The sequence below is a fragment of the Kribbella sp. NPDC049174 genome, from assembly GCF_043197365.1.
In the GTDB taxonomy this organism is placed as follows: Bacteria; Actinomycetota; Actinomycetes; order Propionibacteriales; family Kribbellaceae; genus Kribbella.
Map to the genome: position 1 here is coordinate 35,650 of NZ_JBICSZ010000007.1, position 14,921 is coordinate 50,570.

20 protein-coding genes are annotated in these 14,921 nt (G+C 69.0%); 6 read left to right on the forward strand and 14 right to left on the reverse strand.

Annotated features, from left to right (window positions below):
* Positions 1–57: 57 nt before the first annotated feature.
* Positions 58–513, reverse strand: coding sequence for a dihydrofolate reductase (locus tag ACGFIF_RS29920; protein WP_393159071.1), 456 nt, complete (start codon positions 511–513; stop codon positions 58–60).
* Positions 514–628: 115 nt separating this feature from the next.
* Positions 629–1,420: a thymidylate synthase gene (locus ACGFIF_RS29925; protein WP_393159073.1), complete on the reverse strand. Its 792-nt coding sequence runs from the start codon at positions 1,418–1,420 to the stop codon at positions 629–631.
* A gap of 94 nt (positions 1,421–1,514) precedes the next feature.
* Between ACGFIF_RS29925 and ACGFIF_RS29930 the strand changes: the two genes are divergently transcribed.
* Positions 1,515–2,171, forward strand: a complete 657-nt coding sequence (locus ACGFIF_RS29930) for a peptidyl-tRNA hydrolase (protein ID WP_393159074.1) — start codon at positions 1,515–1,517, stop codon at positions 2,169–2,171.
* Here the strand turns inward: ACGFIF_RS29930 and ACGFIF_RS29935 are convergent.
* Genes ACGFIF_RS29935 through ACGFIF_RS29950 form a run of 4 tightly spaced genes read right to left on the reverse strand, consistent with a single transcriptional unit; the run spans position 2,150 to position 4,160 of the window.
* On the reverse strand, positions 2,150–2,740 hold the full coding sequence (locus ACGFIF_RS29935; RefSeq protein WP_393159076.1) for a dihydrofolate reductase family protein: 591 nt from the start codon (positions 2,738–2,740) through the stop codon (positions 2,150–2,152). The genes ACGFIF_RS29930 and ACGFIF_RS29935 overlap by 22 nt on opposite strands.
* 2 nt (positions 2,741–2,742) lie before the next feature.
* A complete protein-coding gene (locus ACGFIF_RS29940) occupies positions 2,743–3,351 on the reverse strand; it encodes a dihydrofolate reductase family protein (RefSeq protein ID WP_393159077.1) in 609 nt (202 codons plus the stop codon).
* A gap of 3 nt (positions 3,352–3,354) precedes the next feature.
* Positions 3,355–3,825, reverse strand: coding sequence for an SRPBCC domain-containing protein (locus ACGFIF_RS29945; protein ID WP_393159078.1), 471 nt, complete (start codon positions 3,823–3,825; stop codon positions 3,355–3,357).
* Positions 3,822–4,160 (reverse strand): ArsR/SmtB family transcription factor, encoded by a 339-nt coding sequence (locus ACGFIF_RS29950; protein WP_393159080.1) that lies wholly within the window; start codon positions 4,158–4,160, stop codon positions 3,822–3,824. Before ACGFIF_RS29950 ends, ACGFIF_RS29945 begins: the two co-directional genes overlap by 4 nt.
* A 124-nt stretch (positions 4,161–4,284) precedes the next feature.
* On the opposite strand from ACGFIF_RS29950, the gene ACGFIF_RS29955 reads away from it, so the two are divergent.
* The 3 genes from ACGFIF_RS29955 to ACGFIF_RS29965 are packed head-to-tail and all read left to right on the forward strand — an operon-like array spanning position 4,285 to position 5,662.
* Positions 4,285–4,509 (forward strand): hypothetical protein, encoded by a 225-nt coding sequence (locus ACGFIF_RS29955; protein WP_132212221.1) that lies wholly within the window; start codon positions 4,285–4,287, stop codon positions 4,507–4,509.
* On the forward strand, positions 4,509–5,000 hold the full coding sequence (locus ACGFIF_RS29960; RefSeq protein WP_393159082.1) for a Clp protease N-terminal domain-containing protein: 492 nt from the start codon (positions 4,509–4,511) through the stop codon (positions 4,998–5,000). The genes ACGFIF_RS29955 and ACGFIF_RS29960 overlap by 1 nt, the downstream gene beginning before the upstream one ends.
* On the forward strand, positions 5,000–5,662 hold the full coding sequence (locus ACGFIF_RS29965) for a DUF998 domain-containing protein (RefSeq protein WP_393159083.1): 663 nt from the start codon (positions 5,000–5,002) through the stop codon (positions 5,660–5,662). The genes ACGFIF_RS29960 and ACGFIF_RS29965 overlap by 1 nt, the downstream gene beginning before the upstream one ends.
* On the opposite strand, the gene ACGFIF_RS29970 is transcribed toward ACGFIF_RS29965, so the two are convergent.
* From ACGFIF_RS29970 to ACGFIF_RS29995, 6 genes are all read right to left on the reverse strand, one after another.
* Positions 5,659–7,182 (reverse strand): multicopper oxidase family protein, encoded by a 1,524-nt coding sequence (locus ACGFIF_RS29970; protein ID WP_393159085.1) that lies wholly within the window; start codon positions 7,180–7,182, stop codon positions 5,659–5,661. The genes ACGFIF_RS29965 and ACGFIF_RS29970 overlap by 4 nt on opposite strands.
* The gene (locus tag ACGFIF_RS29975; RefSeq protein WP_393159086.1) at positions 7,179–7,586 is read right to left on the reverse strand and encodes a hypothetical protein; all 408 of its coding nucleotides are present in this window, start codon (positions 7,584–7,586) and stop codon (positions 7,179–7,181) included. The genes ACGFIF_RS29970 and ACGFIF_RS29975 overlap by 4 nt, the downstream gene beginning before the upstream one ends.
* A complete protein-coding gene (locus ACGFIF_RS29980) occupies positions 7,583–7,948 on the reverse strand; it encodes a hypothetical protein (RefSeq protein WP_393159087.1) in 366 nt (121 codons plus the stop codon). The genes ACGFIF_RS29975 and ACGFIF_RS29980 overlap by 4 nt, the downstream gene beginning before the upstream one ends.
* A gap of 57 nt (positions 7,949–8,005) precedes the next feature.
* Positions 8,006–8,350 carry a hypothetical protein gene (locus ACGFIF_RS29985; RefSeq protein WP_393159089.1) on the reverse strand — a complete coding sequence of 115 codons (345 nt, stop codon included), beginning with the start codon at positions 8,348–8,350 and terminating at the stop codon, positions 8,006–8,008.
* Positions 8,351–8,419: 69 nt separating this feature from the next.
* Positions 8,420–8,638 (reverse strand): hypothetical protein, encoded by a 219-nt coding sequence (locus tag ACGFIF_RS29990; protein WP_393159090.1) that lies wholly within the window; start codon positions 8,636–8,638, stop codon positions 8,420–8,422.
* Positions 8,639–8,753: 115 nt separating this feature from the next.
* Entirely contained in the window at positions 8,754–9,788 is a 1,035-nt protein-coding gene (locus ACGFIF_RS29995) for a LacI family DNA-binding transcriptional regulator (RefSeq protein ID WP_393159091.1), read from the reverse strand.
* Positions 9,789–9,927: 139 nt separating this feature from the next.
* Here ACGFIF_RS29995 and ACGFIF_RS30000 point away from each other — a divergent pair, with 139 nt between their 5' ends.
* Positions 9,928–10,641 (forward strand): copper homeostasis protein CutC, encoded by a 714-nt coding sequence (locus tag ACGFIF_RS30000; RefSeq protein WP_393159093.1) that lies wholly within the window; start codon positions 9,928–9,930, stop codon positions 10,639–10,641.
* Positions 10,638–10,901 (forward strand): DUF4031 domain-containing protein, encoded by a 264-nt coding sequence (locus tag ACGFIF_RS30005; RefSeq protein WP_393159094.1) that lies wholly within the window; start codon positions 10,638–10,640, stop codon positions 10,899–10,901. The genes ACGFIF_RS30000 and ACGFIF_RS30005 overlap by 4 nt, the downstream gene beginning before the upstream one ends.
* A 46-nt stretch (positions 10,902–10,947) precedes the next feature.
* On the opposite strand, the gene tuf is transcribed toward ACGFIF_RS30005, so the two are convergent.
* Both tuf and ACGFIF_RS30015 read right to left on the reverse strand, forming a co-directional pair.
* Positions 10,948–12,135: an elongation factor Tu gene (gene tuf, locus ACGFIF_RS30010; protein WP_393159095.1), complete on the reverse strand. Its 1,188-nt coding sequence runs from the start codon at positions 12,133–12,135 to the stop codon at positions 10,948–10,950.
* Between the two features lie 325 nt (positions 12,136–12,460).
* Positions 12,461–14,842: a hypothetical protein gene (locus ACGFIF_RS30015; RefSeq protein ID WP_393159097.1), complete on the reverse strand. Its 2,382-nt coding sequence runs from the start codon at positions 14,840–14,842 to the stop codon at positions 12,461–12,463.
* Positions 14,843–14,921: the final 79 nt, after the last annotated feature.

Below are 14,921 nucleotides of genomic sequence, written 5' to 3' on the forward strand. Positions count from 1 at the left end.
GCGCACACAATCTACGCGGTTCCAGGTCCCCCTGGCGCCCCCGTTGCCTACTCGTTGTTAGCGACGCCGGTAGCTGACGAAGGTGAAGCCGTCGTGGGGCTCGCGGGTGGTTTCGGTCCAGAGGGTGGGGTCGACGGTGGGGAAGCTGACGTCGCCGGCGGGGGACTGGGCTACTTCGGTCAGCTCGAGGCGGTCGGCGTACGGGAGGGCCTGGCGGTAGATCTGGCCGCCGCCTGCCACGTAAATATCGCCGTCAGCCTTGAGCGCCTCCTCGACACTGTGCACGACCTCGACGCCGTCGGCGGACCAGTCGGGTTGCCGGGTGACGACGACGGTACGGCGGCCGGGCAGCGGGCGGCCGATCGAGTCGTACGTCTTGCGGCCCATCACCAGCGTGTGGCCGAGCGTGAGCTGCTTGAAGTGCTGCAGGTCCTCGCGGATCCGCCAGGGCAGGTCGTTGTCCCGCCCGATCACGCCGTTGGCGCCGACCGCGGCGATCAGGATCACGGTCATGGGGCCTCCCGGCCTGGACTGAGGAGCGCAGGGAGCGAAGCGACTGGAGCGACGAGGGAAGGCCGGGAGCCAAAGCCCCATGACCGGCCGCGCGGCAGCGCGGCATTCAATGCCGTCATACGGCGATGGGCGCCTTGATCCCGGGGTGCGGGTCGTACCCGACCAGTTCGACGTCCGCGATCTCGTAGGCGTCGAACTGGTCGCGTGGTGTCAGCTTCAGCGTCGGCAGCGGCCGGGGCTCCCGGGTGAGCTGGAGCCGGGCCTGGTCGAGGTGGTTCAGGTACAGATGCGCGTCGCCGAGCGTGTGGACGAAGTCGCCGACCTCGAGCCCGGTCTGCTGCGCCACCATGTGCGTCAGCAGCGCGTACGACGCGATGTTGAACGGCACCCCGAGGAAGATGTCGGCCGACCGCTGGTACAGCTGACACGACAGCCGCCCGTCGGCGACGTAGAACTGGAACATCGTGTGGCAGGGCGGCAACGCCATGTCGTCCACATCCGCCACGTTCCAGGCGTTCACGATGTGCCGGCGGGAGTCGGGGTTGGTCTTGATCGACTCGATCACGCCCGCGATCTGGTCCACGTGCCGGCCGTCCGGCGTCGGCCAGGACCGCCACTGGTAGCCGTACACCGGTCCGAGCTCACCGTCGGCGTCGGCCCACTCGTCCCAGATGGAGATGTTGTTCTCGTGCAGCCACTTGATGTTGGTCGAACCGCTGAGGAACCAGATCAGCTCGCCGATCACCGAGCGCAGATGCAGCTTCTTCGTCGTCACCGCCGGGAAGCCGGCACGGAGGTCGTACCGCGACTGGTGCCCGAACACACTCAGAGTGCCCGTCCCGGTCCGGTCGCCCTTCTGCACCCCGTGGTCCAGCACATGCCGAAGAAGCTCGAGATACTGCTGCATGCCGGTCACGCTACAACCCGCCGCGGACAGTTCAGACCGAGGCACGACCGACGGGCGGGGAGATGTCCGCTAGGCGGACTGACAGACTCGGCGCGTGGACGAGGAGTACGTGCTGACGCTGGTGGTGCGGGTCGAGAAGGCTGCGCGGCCGGGGCAGACGGATGCGTTGGAGACGGCGGCGCGGGCAGTGCTCGCGATCCTGGCGGACGAGCGGTCGGCCGGTGAGGGGGAGTGGGCCGAGGCGATGCGGGCCTGGCAGGACGCCAGGATCCGGAAGGTGGTACGACGGGCGCGTGGTGCCGAGTGGCGTCGCGCCGAGGCCTTGCCGGGGATCACCGTGACAGGCGAAACAGCTGAGGTGCGGGTGTTTCCGCCGGTGCCGCTGGACGCCGTACCGAAGGATCTCGCCAAGCTTCAGGTGACGGGCACCGACTTCGAGGACCCGGACGGCCTGGCGGCGCCGGAGCCGGAGATCCCGATCCTGTGGATCAATCCGGGGCTGACGATGTCCAGTGGGAAGGCGATGGCCCAGTGCGGCCATGCGGCGCACCTCGCCTGGCTCGCGCTGTCAGCGGCGGGCCGGAAGGAGTGGGTGGCGGCGGACTTCGCCTTGGCGGTGCGCACCGCCACCCACGGGCGCTGGCGGGAACTGCTGACCAGCGGTCTGCCTGTGGTCCAGGACGCCGGCTTCACCGAGGTGGCGCCGGGCTCGCGGACCGTCATCGCGGATCATCCCTTGCTGACGCGGTAGTGCAGGTGGGTGACCCGGTCGCCCTCGACGACCTTCGGGTCGTCCAGCAGGACCTGCGCGCCGACGTAGTCGCCGAAGAACCGGACGCCGGTGCCGAAGACCACCGGAGCGATGTTGTACGCGATCTCGTCGACCAGGCCGGCCGCGAGCGCCTGGCCGGTCAGGTTGCCGCCGGTGACCGAGACGTCGCCGTCGCCGGCGTGCTTCCTGGCCTGCGCGATCGCTTCCTCGATCCCGTTGACGAAGGTGAACGGCGCGTCCGGGAACGGCCAGTCGGTCGGGGCCTCGTGGGTGACCACGAAGACGTGGTCACCGACCGCGGGGACCCCGTTCCAGCCGTTGGTGATGTCGAACAGGCGCCGCCCGATCACGCAGGAGCGGATCTTCGGCCAGGTCGCGTTGATGTAGTCGGCACTCGCCTGGCTGACCTGGAACGGGCGGCCCGGGTCGCTGCCGTAGACCTCGACCGGACCGTTGTAGTACCAGTCGAACAGCGGGCCGACACCGTCCTCGGTGTCCGCGACGAAGCCGTCCAGCGATACCACCGCGGAGGCGATGACGTTTCCCATGATCACTTCTCCTTCTTGACTCGATAAGTGAGGTGCTGGGCGGCCGGGGTCGAGATCGACCTGACCAGATCCAGCGAGTACGTCGGTGCCGCATCGGCCGGGAACAGCCGGGTCCCGTCACCCAGGACGACGGGTGCGACGTGCAACTGGACGATGTCGGCCAGCCCGGCCGCGAGCACCTGGTGGCAGATCTGCCCGCCGCCCATCACGTAGACGTCCTTGCCGCCGGCAACCTCGCGGGCCTGGCCGACCGCGCTCTCGACGCCGTCGGTGACGAAGTGGAAGCGGTCCCCGAGCCGGGTCTTGTCCGGTGCCTTGTGAGTGACGACGAAGATCGGCGGATTCACCTCGCCGGTCGGCTTGGCGCCGTACCCCATCTCGTCGCTCCAGCCCTGCGGGGCGTCGATGATGTCGAACAGGATCCGGCCCTGGATGACGGCACCGGTGGCCTCGAAGGCCTCGTCCAGGACGTTGCGGTCCTCGGCGGTGCCGTTGAAGACCCACTCGTGCAGCGCCTCGCCGCCGTCGCCGAGTCCGTTGGCGAGACTGACGTTGGGCCCGGCGACGTAGCCGTCCAGGGAGACCGAGATGTCGACGACAACCTGGGTCATCGCTCAGCCCTCCTTCGCGACCAGCTCGGCGAGCCGGTCCATCGAGTCGCGGATACCGGTCTCCATCCCGTACTCGACGAACGCGTCGCGGCTCTCCACCGACGAGAACACCGAGTGCTGGTGCAGCCGGACGCCGGTCTCGGTCGGCTCGTACGTCGCCTTCTCCAGGCAGACCTCACCCGGAGCGCCCTCCCACTCGAACGTCTGGATGATGAGCTTGTCCTGCTCGACGGTGTGGAAGACACCGCGGAAGGCGTACTCACCGGACTCGTCCTTGTGGATGTAGCGGTAGCTGCCGCCGGCGCGGACGTCGTACTTCTCGACCGTCATGTCGAGGCCGCGCGGGCCGAGCCAATCGGCGACCAGGTTCGGATCGGTGGTCACCTTGAACAGCTGCGCCGGGGTGGCGTCGAACTCGCGGGTGACCTCGACGAACGGGGTGTCGGCGGGTGCGTTGATGGTGGTGGCGTTCATTTCTCCTGCTCCTTCACGGTTCTCAGTACTGCGTCCAGGCGGCGGAACCGCCGTTCGGTCTCCAGCCGGTACTCGTCGATCCAGCTGGTCAGCGCCTCGAGGACGGCCGGCTCCAGGTGACAGGGGCGGCGCTGGCCGTCCCGGGTCCGCGAGATCAGCCCGGCGGCCTCGAGCACCTGGATGTGCCGCGACACCGCCTGCTTCGTGATCGGGAACGGCTCGGCCAATTCGTTGACGGTGGCCGGACCGCGCGACAGCCGCGCGATCATCGCGCGCCGGACCGGGTCACCGAGAGCGGTGAAGGCCCGGTCGAGCTGCTCGTCGTCAACTGCCATCTTTATCAACCATTCCTTTGATCAACCGATGTGTTGACTATAGGAAGGCGATCGGCGGGGCGTCAAGGGGGCCGGTTGAGCAACTTTGGTTGACAAGACGGGTTTGTCAACTTAAGTTGCTTGTATGACCGAGTTGGTGGATCCCGAGGACCCCGCGGCCGGCCTGGCCGCGGTGGTGGCGCTGCGCCGGCTGGCCGACCGGCTGGAGGACAGCCAGGTGGAGCAGGCGATGCGGGCCGGCTGGAGCTGGTCCGACGTGGCCGAGGTGCTGGGGGTCACCCGGCAGGCCGTTCACAAGAAACACGCCAAGCGGCTGATCGCCGCGGGTGTCGCCCTGAGGAGGCGCTGATGTCGTCCGATGCGAAGGACGTTCGCACCATCCTGGTGCGTGGTGCGCGAGAGGTCGCCCGGCGGGACGGGTCGCGGACGGTCGAGGCCGAGCACGTGCTGGTCGCGCTCGCCGCGATGGAGGGCAACCCGGCCGCGCGGCTGCTGGCCGATGCCGGGTTGACCGAGGAGGCGATCCGGGCGGCGCTGGATCGCGAGTGGGAGCAGAGCCTGGCCATCGCCGGGATCGCGGTCCGGATCGGACTGTTGCCACAGGCAACACCTGACCACAGCCGCGATCCGCAGATCGGTGAGTCGGTCCGGCTGCTGCTCAAGCGGGCGCTGGACGCCCACCCGAGGGTCGGCGGGACCAGGATCGGCTCGGTCCGCATCCTGGTCGGCATCCTCGACACCGAACGCGGCCGCGTGGCCCGCGCCCTGGACGCCGCCGGCGTCGACCGCGCCACCCTCCGAGCCCGCGCCACCGAAGCCCTGACCCAAGGCGCCCACTAGTGCCCGCCCCGAACCATTCGCAGGCGTCCGTCGACCTGACAGCGGGCGCGCGGCTGACCACCAATCGCCTTGTTTCGTGCGGTTTGCTCGCCGGTCCGGTTTTCATCACCGCCTTCCTGATCCAGGGTGCCTTCAAGGGATCGGGTTACGACGCTCTGCGGCACCCCGTCAGCTCACTTGCACTCGGGGCAAACGGCTGGATACAAGTAGCCAACTTCCTGGTCTGCGGCGCGTTGACGGTCGCCTTCGCCGTCGGACTCTGGCGCTCCGGCATCCGGGCCGGCGCGGTGCTGATCGGCGTCTGGGGAGTCGGCCTGATCGGCGCCGGGCTGTTCGTCACCGATCCGGTGAGTGGGTTCCCGGTGGGTACGCCGGCCATCATCGACTACACCACGGTCGGCGCACTACACGACGGGTTCTCACTACCCGGCTTCCTCGCCCTGGCCGCGGCCCAGGTCGTCCTGTCCCGCGGCCGGGGCTGGAAGTGGCTCACCTATTCATTGCTCAGCGCAACAGCTTTCATGGTGTGCTTCCTGCTCGCCGGTTCCGGTTTCAGCCAGACGGCGTCACTGGTCGACGTCGCCGGGCTCTTCCAGCGGCTGACGGTGACGATCGGCTGGGCCTGGATGTTCGCGCTGGCGCTCCGCATCCGCCGTACCTAGACCGTCTCGAATCCCGCCATCATCGCCATGTCCTCGTGCTCGAGGTTGTGGCAGTGGATCAGGTACTTGCCCTTGTGGGCGGTGAACTTGACCAGCACCTCGACCACCTCGGCCGGCCGGACGTCCACGGTGTCCTTCCAGCCGGCGTCGTACGGGCCGGGGCTCTTGCCGCGGCGGCTCAGCACCTGGAACGGCGCGAGGTGGACGTGCACCGGGTGGTGGACGTCGGTGACGAACGTCCAGATCTCGTACTGGTCCAGCTTCACCTGGGCCTGCATCACCACCGGGTCGAACGCCTTGCCGTTGATCGTCCAGCCCTTGTGACCGCCGGCGTCACCACGGCTGAACTTCCACTTCCGCCGTACGGCGCCCGTCGGTTTCGGCAGGACGGCGTACGACGAGAGCTTGGCCGGGATGTGGCTGTCGTCGGTGGCCTTCCGGGCGACCTTGAAGCGCAGGACGTTGGCGTTTCCGTCCAGCTTGTTGACCAGCGTGACCTCGTCACCCGGCTTGTACTGGGAGAAGTCCACGATCACGTCGAAGCGTTCGGCCGGCGCGATCACCAGGGTGTCGTGCTCGACCGGTGCGTCGAGCAGTCCGCCGTCGCTGCCGATCTGGACGAACTTCGCCGGACCCTTGTCGAACGCGAGCTCGTAGCGACGCGCGTTGGCGGCGTTGAGGATCCGGAAGCGGTAGCGGACCGCGTCCACCTCGTGCACCGGCCACGGCGCACCGTTGACGAGCGTCACGTCGGCGACGACACCTTCCATGTACGCCGACTCGACGCCGGGCCGGTCCTTCGCGGCCGGGTAGAGGAACGAGCCGTCCTCGGCGAACGCGCGGTCCGCGATGACCAACGGGATCTCGCGATCGCCCGCAGGTAAGGGCATACGGTCCTCTTCGTCGTCGCGGATGAGGTGGAAGCCGAAGAGGCCGCGGTACACCTGGGGAGCGGTGTAGTCCATCCGGTGGTCGTGGTACCAGAGTGTCGCGGCCCGCTGCGTGTTCGGGTACGTGTAGAGGCGGCTGCCCGTCTTCACGTCGCCACCGGTCATGTTGTGGTGGCCGCCGTGGCCCTGGTGGTCACCAGGCGGCATGAGCAGGTCCAGTGGCCAGCCGTCACTCGCAGCCGGGGTGTGACCGCCATGCAGGTGTACGGCGGTCGGTACGTCGAGCTCGTTGACCTGCTCGATCACAGTGGTCCGCCCACTCCATACGTCGAACGTCGGGCCGGGCAGGAGGCCGTCGTACCCGAGGACCTCGGTCTTCAGGCCGGGGAGGATCTCCAGACTCGCCTTCCGCTGTACGACGCGGTAGTAGTCGGCAGCCGCGTCCGTGCGGACCGGCTTCTTCACCGGCGGGATCGGGAGTGGGACCTTGAACGGCTCGGGCAGCTTGGCCTGGCTGCGCAGGAGCTCCCCGGCCTGCGACGGCGACGGGTCGAGACCGCAGTTGGTCAGGGTGAGTGCGGCACCGGTGCCGCCGGCAACGGCCAGGAAACCACGGCGGGACATCGTCATCGCTTCGCCTCCTGGCGACTTTGGCGGGCGGCCGGACGGAAGGACCAGACAGTCATCCACACAACGGCGACGACGATCGCCGTACCGAGCGGGACATGGACGGCGAAGTTCTGCAGGTAGCCGAAGGTCAGCTGGACGAACTCAGCGAGGAACAGGATGACGGTGAGCAGCAACGGCCAGATCCGGCCGCCGCCGGCCAGCCAGTAGAAGATCGCGGCGACGAACTGGATCATCGACACCATCCACAGCGTCGAGCCGATCGGTCCGTGGACGTTCATCGCATCGACCTCACCGGACAGGAAGTACCCGGCCAGGATCGGCTGCGCCACCACCAGACCGGCGTGCAGCAGCAGGGTGATCCGTAAGGTCCACAGGGATGCGCGTGGCCGTCGTACCTTGGTCATGCCGTCACCTGCTGTTGCCGCCGGGTCCAGAACGCGAAGGCGACCACGGCGCCGACCAGGGTGATGCCGAGCGGGATGTGCAGGGCCAGGTCGCGGCTGTAGCCCATGCCGATCTGGACGCTCTCGCCGATCAGGACCAGCAGCGACACCAGTGGAGCCGCGAGCCGGCCGCCGGACCGCCACCAGATCGTTGCTACCAGCAACTGGACGATCGCGATCGTGGCGACCGCCATCCCGACCGGCTCGTGGATCCGCAGTGCACCGCCGGAACCGTTCAGGTAGACACCCGCGACGACGGGTTGCAGGCAGATCGCGATCGCGTGGGTCGCGGCGACCAGCCGGAGGGCGGCAAGGGACTTCATGTAGACAGACAATAGTAGTCTGGCTACATGTAGAGCAATCAGGTATTGCCCTGAGGGCTAGGTGAGGTGCCCCAGGGGTGCGACGGTGATACCGGCCCGTTCACAGACCCAGGTCGGGTCGGGGCCGAGCTCGGGCTCGATCCGGAGCTCGTGGTCGTTGAGGTCGTCGCACGCCGTACACCGCGGCCAGCGGACGCCGGAGTCGACCAGCCGGTCCTGGACGTCCTGTGCGACCAGGCCGGCGATGTGCTCCGCGCCGTCCGGCCACTGGTCCAGCCACCACTGCCGGCCGGCCACCGCGTCCTCGAGTACCGACACCATCACCGCATCGTCGAATCCCCGCGCGGCCAGGTCGTGCAGCACCATGGCGCGGGCGGTCAGCAACACCCCGGGCTCGTTCATCGCCCTTCAGGGTGCCACGCCGGACCGACAAAACCCCACGCCACCGGCGGGTGGCGTGGGGTTCTGTGGTCAGCCGGCCGTGCAGGCCGGGGTGGGGTCGATGCGGTCGGCGAGGCGGAGCTCGCGTTCGGCAGCGGTCCGGAGTACGGCGCTGATCCGGGCGCGGACCGCGAGGGTGCGGCGCGGGGCGGGCTCGTCGTACGGCTGCTGCGGAGCGTTCGGAAGAGCCGACTGCGCCAGGTTGCGAGCGTTCTCGACAGCGGTGTTACCGGCGATGAAGTACGTCATGGTTCTGCTCCCTTCCTGAGAGCGTGTTCGGTCGGCCGGCGGCCGGTCGGCCGTCGGAGGTCGTGGTTGATCAGCCCAGGAACCCCGAGTGGGTCCTAGGTGTTCTGTGTGGTTGTCAGCGTTTCGGTGCGGGCCCGCTGCTGGCGCGGACGATCAGTTCGGTGGGCATCAGGACCTGGCGTTCGGTCGTCGCCGGGTCCAGCAGGATCCGGCCGACGTTGCGGCCCTTGTCCTTGATCGGCTGGTGGACCGTGGTCAGCCCGGCCGGCTCGGCCGCCGGGATGTCGTCGAATCCGGCCACGGTCAGATCCCGTCCGGGAGTCAGGCCGCGGACCTTCATCGCCTCCATCGCACCGAGCGCCTGGACGTCGCTCAGCCCGATGATCGCGGTCGGCCGGTCCTGGGAGTCGAGCACGTACTCGGCTCCCTTGAGACCGGAGGTGAAGGAGTTGTGACCGCCGGAGACGATCCGCATCTGGGCATCCGGCATCGCCTTCTCCAGGCCCTGGATCCGCGCTTCGCAGTCGCTGCAGCCGACCTCGTCGAAGGACAGCTCCACCGCCCCGCTGGTCACTTCGGACTTGTCGACCAGGACGACGATGTCGCGGTGGCCGAGCCGGGTCAGGTGCTGACCCAGCTTCGCGGCCGCCTCGACCTCGTCGATGGCGACCCAGGACAGGCCCGGGTGGTCGCCACGATCGGTCGAGACCGTCGGGATCCCGCGCGCGGTCAGGATGTCCACTGCCGGGTGGTCGCCCGGCACGCAGAAGATCGCCGCCGCGTCGATGGCCGCCTGCTGCACCGCGTTGCTGCCGCCGACGATGTCGGCCGAGCTGAGCGGCATCAGCAGCAGGCTGGTGCTGAACTCCTCGGCGACCTCGGCCAGGCCGGCCAGGAAGCCGACCGCGTACGGGTCCGAGAACGCGTACGCCAGCTTGTCGGTGAACAGCACGCCGATCGCACCGGCCTTGCCGCTCCGCAGCGCCCGGGCGGACGCGTCGGGGCCGGCGTAGCCGAGCTCCTGGGCCTTGGCCATGATCCGCTCGCGCAGCGCGACGGACAGTTGGTCAGGCTTGTTGTAGGCGTTGGAGACGGTCGACGGGGACACCCCGACGGCCTGCGCCACGGTCTTGAGCGTGACTCCTGCCATCTCGCGTCTCCTCTCCTTCTCGGGATCTTCTGAATCGATCTTCTAGATCGATCTAGAAAAACGATACAGAAGGTCTCTGGGGAGTGCAAGAGGATATTTCCGGCCGCGTCGGCACGGCCGATGCAGGATGATGGCGGGCATGGGGTCGTTGCTGGAGGTCATCGCGCTGCATCCCGCGGATGCGGAGGCGGCACAAGAGGGTGGGGCGGACCGGCTCGAGCTGTGCGCGTCGATGGAGGCGGACGGACTGTCGCCGTCGGTGTCGACGGTCAGTGCGATCCGGCGCTCGACCGATCTGCCGCTCCGGGTGATGCTGCGGCTGTCGGACTCCTTCACCACCAACGGCGCCGAGCTCAACCGGCTGACCGCGATGGCGCAGTCCTACCTGTCGGCGGGCGCGGATGGATTCGTTTTCGGCTTCCTGACTCCGGACAACGAGGTGGACGTCGAGTCGGTGGCCGCACTGGCCAGCACGTTCGCCAATACGCCGTGGACGTTTCACCGCGCGATAGACGCCGTACTGGAGCAGCGGGCTGCCTGGCGCGCGCTGCGGACGCTGCCGGGGCTGGACTGTGTGCTGACGGCCGGGTCGTCGCTCGGGGTCGGCACCGGGCTGGACGACCTGTGCAAGTTGGCCAAGGACGATCCGGCCGTGGCGAAGGTGATGATGGCGGGCGGCTCGCTGCAACCGGAGCACGTGCCGTGGCTGTACCAGAGCGGCGTACGGCGCTTCCACGTAGGCTCGTCGGTCCGCCAGGACGGCTCGTGGACGAAGGCGTACGTGAACTCGCGCTTCGTCCGGGCCTGGCGCAACCTGCTCGACGCCCAGGACAACCGGGACGCCGACGCGTGATCCTGATCGACCCACCGGCCTGGCCTGCCTGGAACAGAGTCTGGTCCCACCTGGTCAGCGACGAGTCGTACGACGAGTTGCACGCCTTCGCCCGGGCAGCAGGCATCCCCGCCCGCGGCTTCGACCGCGACCACTACGACGTCCCCAGCGACCGCTACCACGACCTCATCGCCGCCGGCGCCGTACCGGTCTCCAGCCGAGAGCTGGTCCGCCGCATCACCGCTGCCGGCCTGAGACAACGCAAACGACGCACTGCCTAGGACATGAACAGGCGCCCGGATCCTTGGGGGATCCGGGCGCCTGGGTTCAGTCCAGCAGCTCGGTGACTGTGCCGGCGGCTACGGTGTGGCCGCCTTCGCGGACGGCGAAGCCCAGGCCGAGGTTCATGGCGATGGGCTTCTCCAGTTCGACCGTGAGGTCGATCGTGTCGCCGGGCATGACCAGGGTGATGTCACCGAGGTCGATGCCGCCGGACACGTTCGTCGTACGGAAGTAGAACTGCGGGCGGTAGTCCGCGGCGAAGGGGGTGTGGCGACCACCTTCGGCTGTGGACAGGGCGTGCAGCTGGGCCCGGAACTTCCGGTGCGGTTGCACGCTGCCCGGCAACGCCACCACCTGGCCGCGGCGGACCTCGTCGCGCTTCACGCCACGCAGCAGCACCGCCGCGTTGTCGCCCGCCTCCGCGGACTCCAGCGACTTCCCGAACGTCTCCAGCCCGATCGCCGTACTGGTGACCGTCGGACCGAGCCCGACCACCTCGACCGTGTCGCCGAGCTTCAGCGAACCACGCTCGACCGCACCGGTGACCACGGTGCCGCGGCCGCTGATGGTGAGCACGTTCTCGATCGGCATCAGGAACGGCTCGCCCAGCTCACGGTCCGGGATCGGCACGTAGCTGTCGACCGCGTCCAGCAGTTCCCCGATCGCGGCGGTCCAGTGCGGGTCGCCCTCGAGCGCCCGCAGTCCGGAGACGCGGACGACGGGGACGTCGTCGCCCGGGAAGCCGTACTCCGACAGGAGTTCACGGACCTCCAGCTCGACCAGGTCGAGCAGCTCGGGGTCGTCGACGGCGTCCGCCTTGTTCAGCGCGACCACCAGGTACGGCACACCCACCCGGCGCGCGAGCAGTACGTGCTCACGCGTCTGCGGCATGGCGCCGTCCTGTGCGGAGACGACCAGGATCGCGGCATCCACCTGGGCGGCGCCGGTGATCATGTTCTTGACGTAGTCGGCGTGCCCGGGCATGTCGACGTGCGCGTAGTGCCGGGTGGCGGTCTCGTACTCGACGTGCGAGATGTTGATGGTGATCCCGCGCGCGACCTCCTCCGGCGCCCGGTCGATCCCGTCGAACGCGACGAACCGGTTGACGCCCGGGTCGCGCTCGGCGAGCACCTTGGTGATCGCGGCGGTGAGGGTGGTCTTGCCGTGGTCGACGTGACCCATCGTTCCGATGTTGAGGTGCGGCTTGGACCGCACGAACTGGCTCTTGGCCATGACTGTCTATTTCCTTTGCAGGTCAGAAGATTCGATCGAGCCAGGACCCCCGGCTCCTTCCGCGGCGCTGTCACCGCACGGGAGGGGTCCGGTGAGCGGTCCACCCTCCTCCGCGGGTCCTGGTCAGCAGGAAGAGGGTCGCCCTCGCTCATCGGCAACGCAGTGCGCGCCGGTGAACAGAGCTGAATCGACTGACGCCGCCCACGTGGGAGCGCCCGTCAGGCCGGTGCCTGACAGGTTGTGCTCGAGAACCACGCGGAACATGTGCATCACGGTAGGCAGTAACGCTGCCTGCGGCAACGGAATTCCCGGGTGGGCCAAGCGCTCAGTTGAGGGCGAAGAGGCGGGTGCCGTCGGAGAAGACGGGGCGGGCGCCGGCGACTGTGACGGCTGGTTTGTTGCAGGTGACCTCTTCGGACTGGGCGACCGATTCCGCGGTCGGGCCGGCCAGGATGGGGCGGGGCTGGATGCCCGTGGTGCCGATCATGACCGGGGAGCAGCTGCCGTTGGTCTGGGGCATCAGCGTGACCACTCGGCCGTCCGGCAGCAGACCGAAACCGGCCCGCGGGTACTCAGGCTGTTGCAGCTTCGGCGGCACCTCCAGCAGGTGGTGCCACTGCGGCGTCCCGTCCGCCGGGCTCACCGCGGACACGTCGTACGTCTGGGGCTGGCCGGGATCTGTCGCGTTCCGGCAGGTGATCAGCACCAGCGATGCGTGGGTGGCGGCGAGCTGGGCGTCGCAGGAGGAGGCCCCGAGTCGTGGCCGTGGTGTGCCCGGCACTGGCGTCGCCCAGCTGACGCGGCCCTCGCCGACGTCGACGGCCCACTGGTAGAGCGTGCCCCCGGCTCCGCCGGTCCAGATGAGTCCGGACACCTCACGAGTGTCAGGTACGGCGACCAGGTCACCGACCCAGGTGGCCGGGTCCAACTCGGCGCTCAGGTCGAACTGGTTGCCCAGGTTGACCTCCCAGCGCTGGTCGCCGTTCTTCAGGTCCAGACCGCGCACGACGGCACCGTTGCCACCACATGCGTCGACGACGACGGCCTGGTCACCCATGAGCTCGCCCTGGGTCACGGTGCAGTGCAGCTGCGCGCGCCAGTGCGTCGGACTGCTGACGCCATGCGCCACGACGTAGCTGTCCTCTGCCACCAGCAGCTGGTTCGCGTCGACCGCGAGAGCCGTGCCATCGGTGTGGACCTCGGTGAGCACCTCCCCGCTCACCGCATCCAGTACGGCGTACGTCGGCAGGTCGATGCCACTCGGTGCACGGGTCCCGGCGTACGGGAGATGGGCTGCGAGGGTGCGGCCGTCACCGGAGACCAGGAGACCTCTGGAGCCGCTGTCGGCCGCGTCGTCGACGTCGGCGCGGGAGTACCGCCACCGGATCTGGCCGGTGTTCGCGTCGGACATGACGACGCCGTCCGGACGCAGTTCGGCGACGCCACCCGCCGTACCGGCGATGGCGCCGCTGGCCGGCACCTCGCGACTCCAGGCGAGGGCTCCGTCGAGTTGGACCGGTTGCTGTTCGGGTTTGGTGGTGGTCGTGGTGCTGACCGTGTTGGCGGTCTCCAGCCGGGCCTGGACGAACGGCTCGCCGGCGGACACCACGATCCAGGCGAGCAGTGACGCGCACACCACGGTCACCCCGAGACTCAGCAGGCGCGGTGGACCTTGCGCGTACGCCGGTGTGAGCCGCAACCGTCTCGCCAGGGCCAGCAGCGCACCGGCGAGCACCAGAGCCACCGACGCGAGCAGGAGGTACGGCCAGCGCTCGGACATCGCGGCACCGGGCTGTGCCGCCGGCCAGCGCCACCAGCAGAGGCCAACCGCGATCAGCCCGACGACGGCGAAGGCCAGAGCGGGGACGGTGACCAGTCGCGGCTGGGCCCGGCGGAACCAGGCACAGGCCAGTCCGGCGGACAACGCCGTACCCGCGATGGGGGCCCAGACCGGGAAGCCGCCGACCTGCTCCGGGGCGGCCGGCCACTTCGGAGCCGCGCCGAGGCCACGACCGAGCAGGACCGACGCGGCCACGACCGCACCGAGGGCGGCACCGAAGTACACGATCGGGATCAGCCCGCCGATCGGCCGGGCGGCCTTAGGGCCCAAGGACTCGACCTCCCGGGAGATGTTGTCCCGGGCCGCCTGTTCCCACTCGTCGTGACCTCGGTCGGTGGAGTACAACCTGGTCTCGGCCAGGCCCTGCAGGAACGTCATCCGGCCGCGGGCGAAGTCCCGGTCGGCAATGTGCGCGTACTCCTGCCGGATCCCCGCGGCGTACTCGTCGTACCGCTCGGGGGACAGGCCGAGGATGCGCAGGTCGGCGTCGCAGAGGACCGCGCCGTTCGCGTCGTCCGGCTCGCAGTCGTGCTTGGCGGTCAGCCGGACCAGCCGGCCGACCTCCTCGACCCGCTCGGCGTCGACGCCGTACGCGGCCAGTTCGAGCTCGGCCAGCTGGGCCGAGACCTCCTCGTTCTCGCCGGGGTCGGCCTGCGGGTCGTAGATCGCGTCGTGGAACCAGGCGGCCAGCCGGACCGTGTCGGCGTCCGCGGCGGAGCCGGCGAGCTCGTCGATCGTTTCCAGCACCTCGGTCAGGTGCCGTTGGTCGTGATAATGGCGATGTTGCTCTGCGTAACGAGCCAGCAGATCCTCGCCCAACGGCTGCGCGTGCGGCAGCAGGCGATTCCACTGGTCGCGCAGGTCCATGGCTGGGAGTCTCGCACCCGGTGGGAGCCTGGGCCGACCGATCCGGGGCTCCCGGATAGTCTCGTGGCCAAAGCGATAT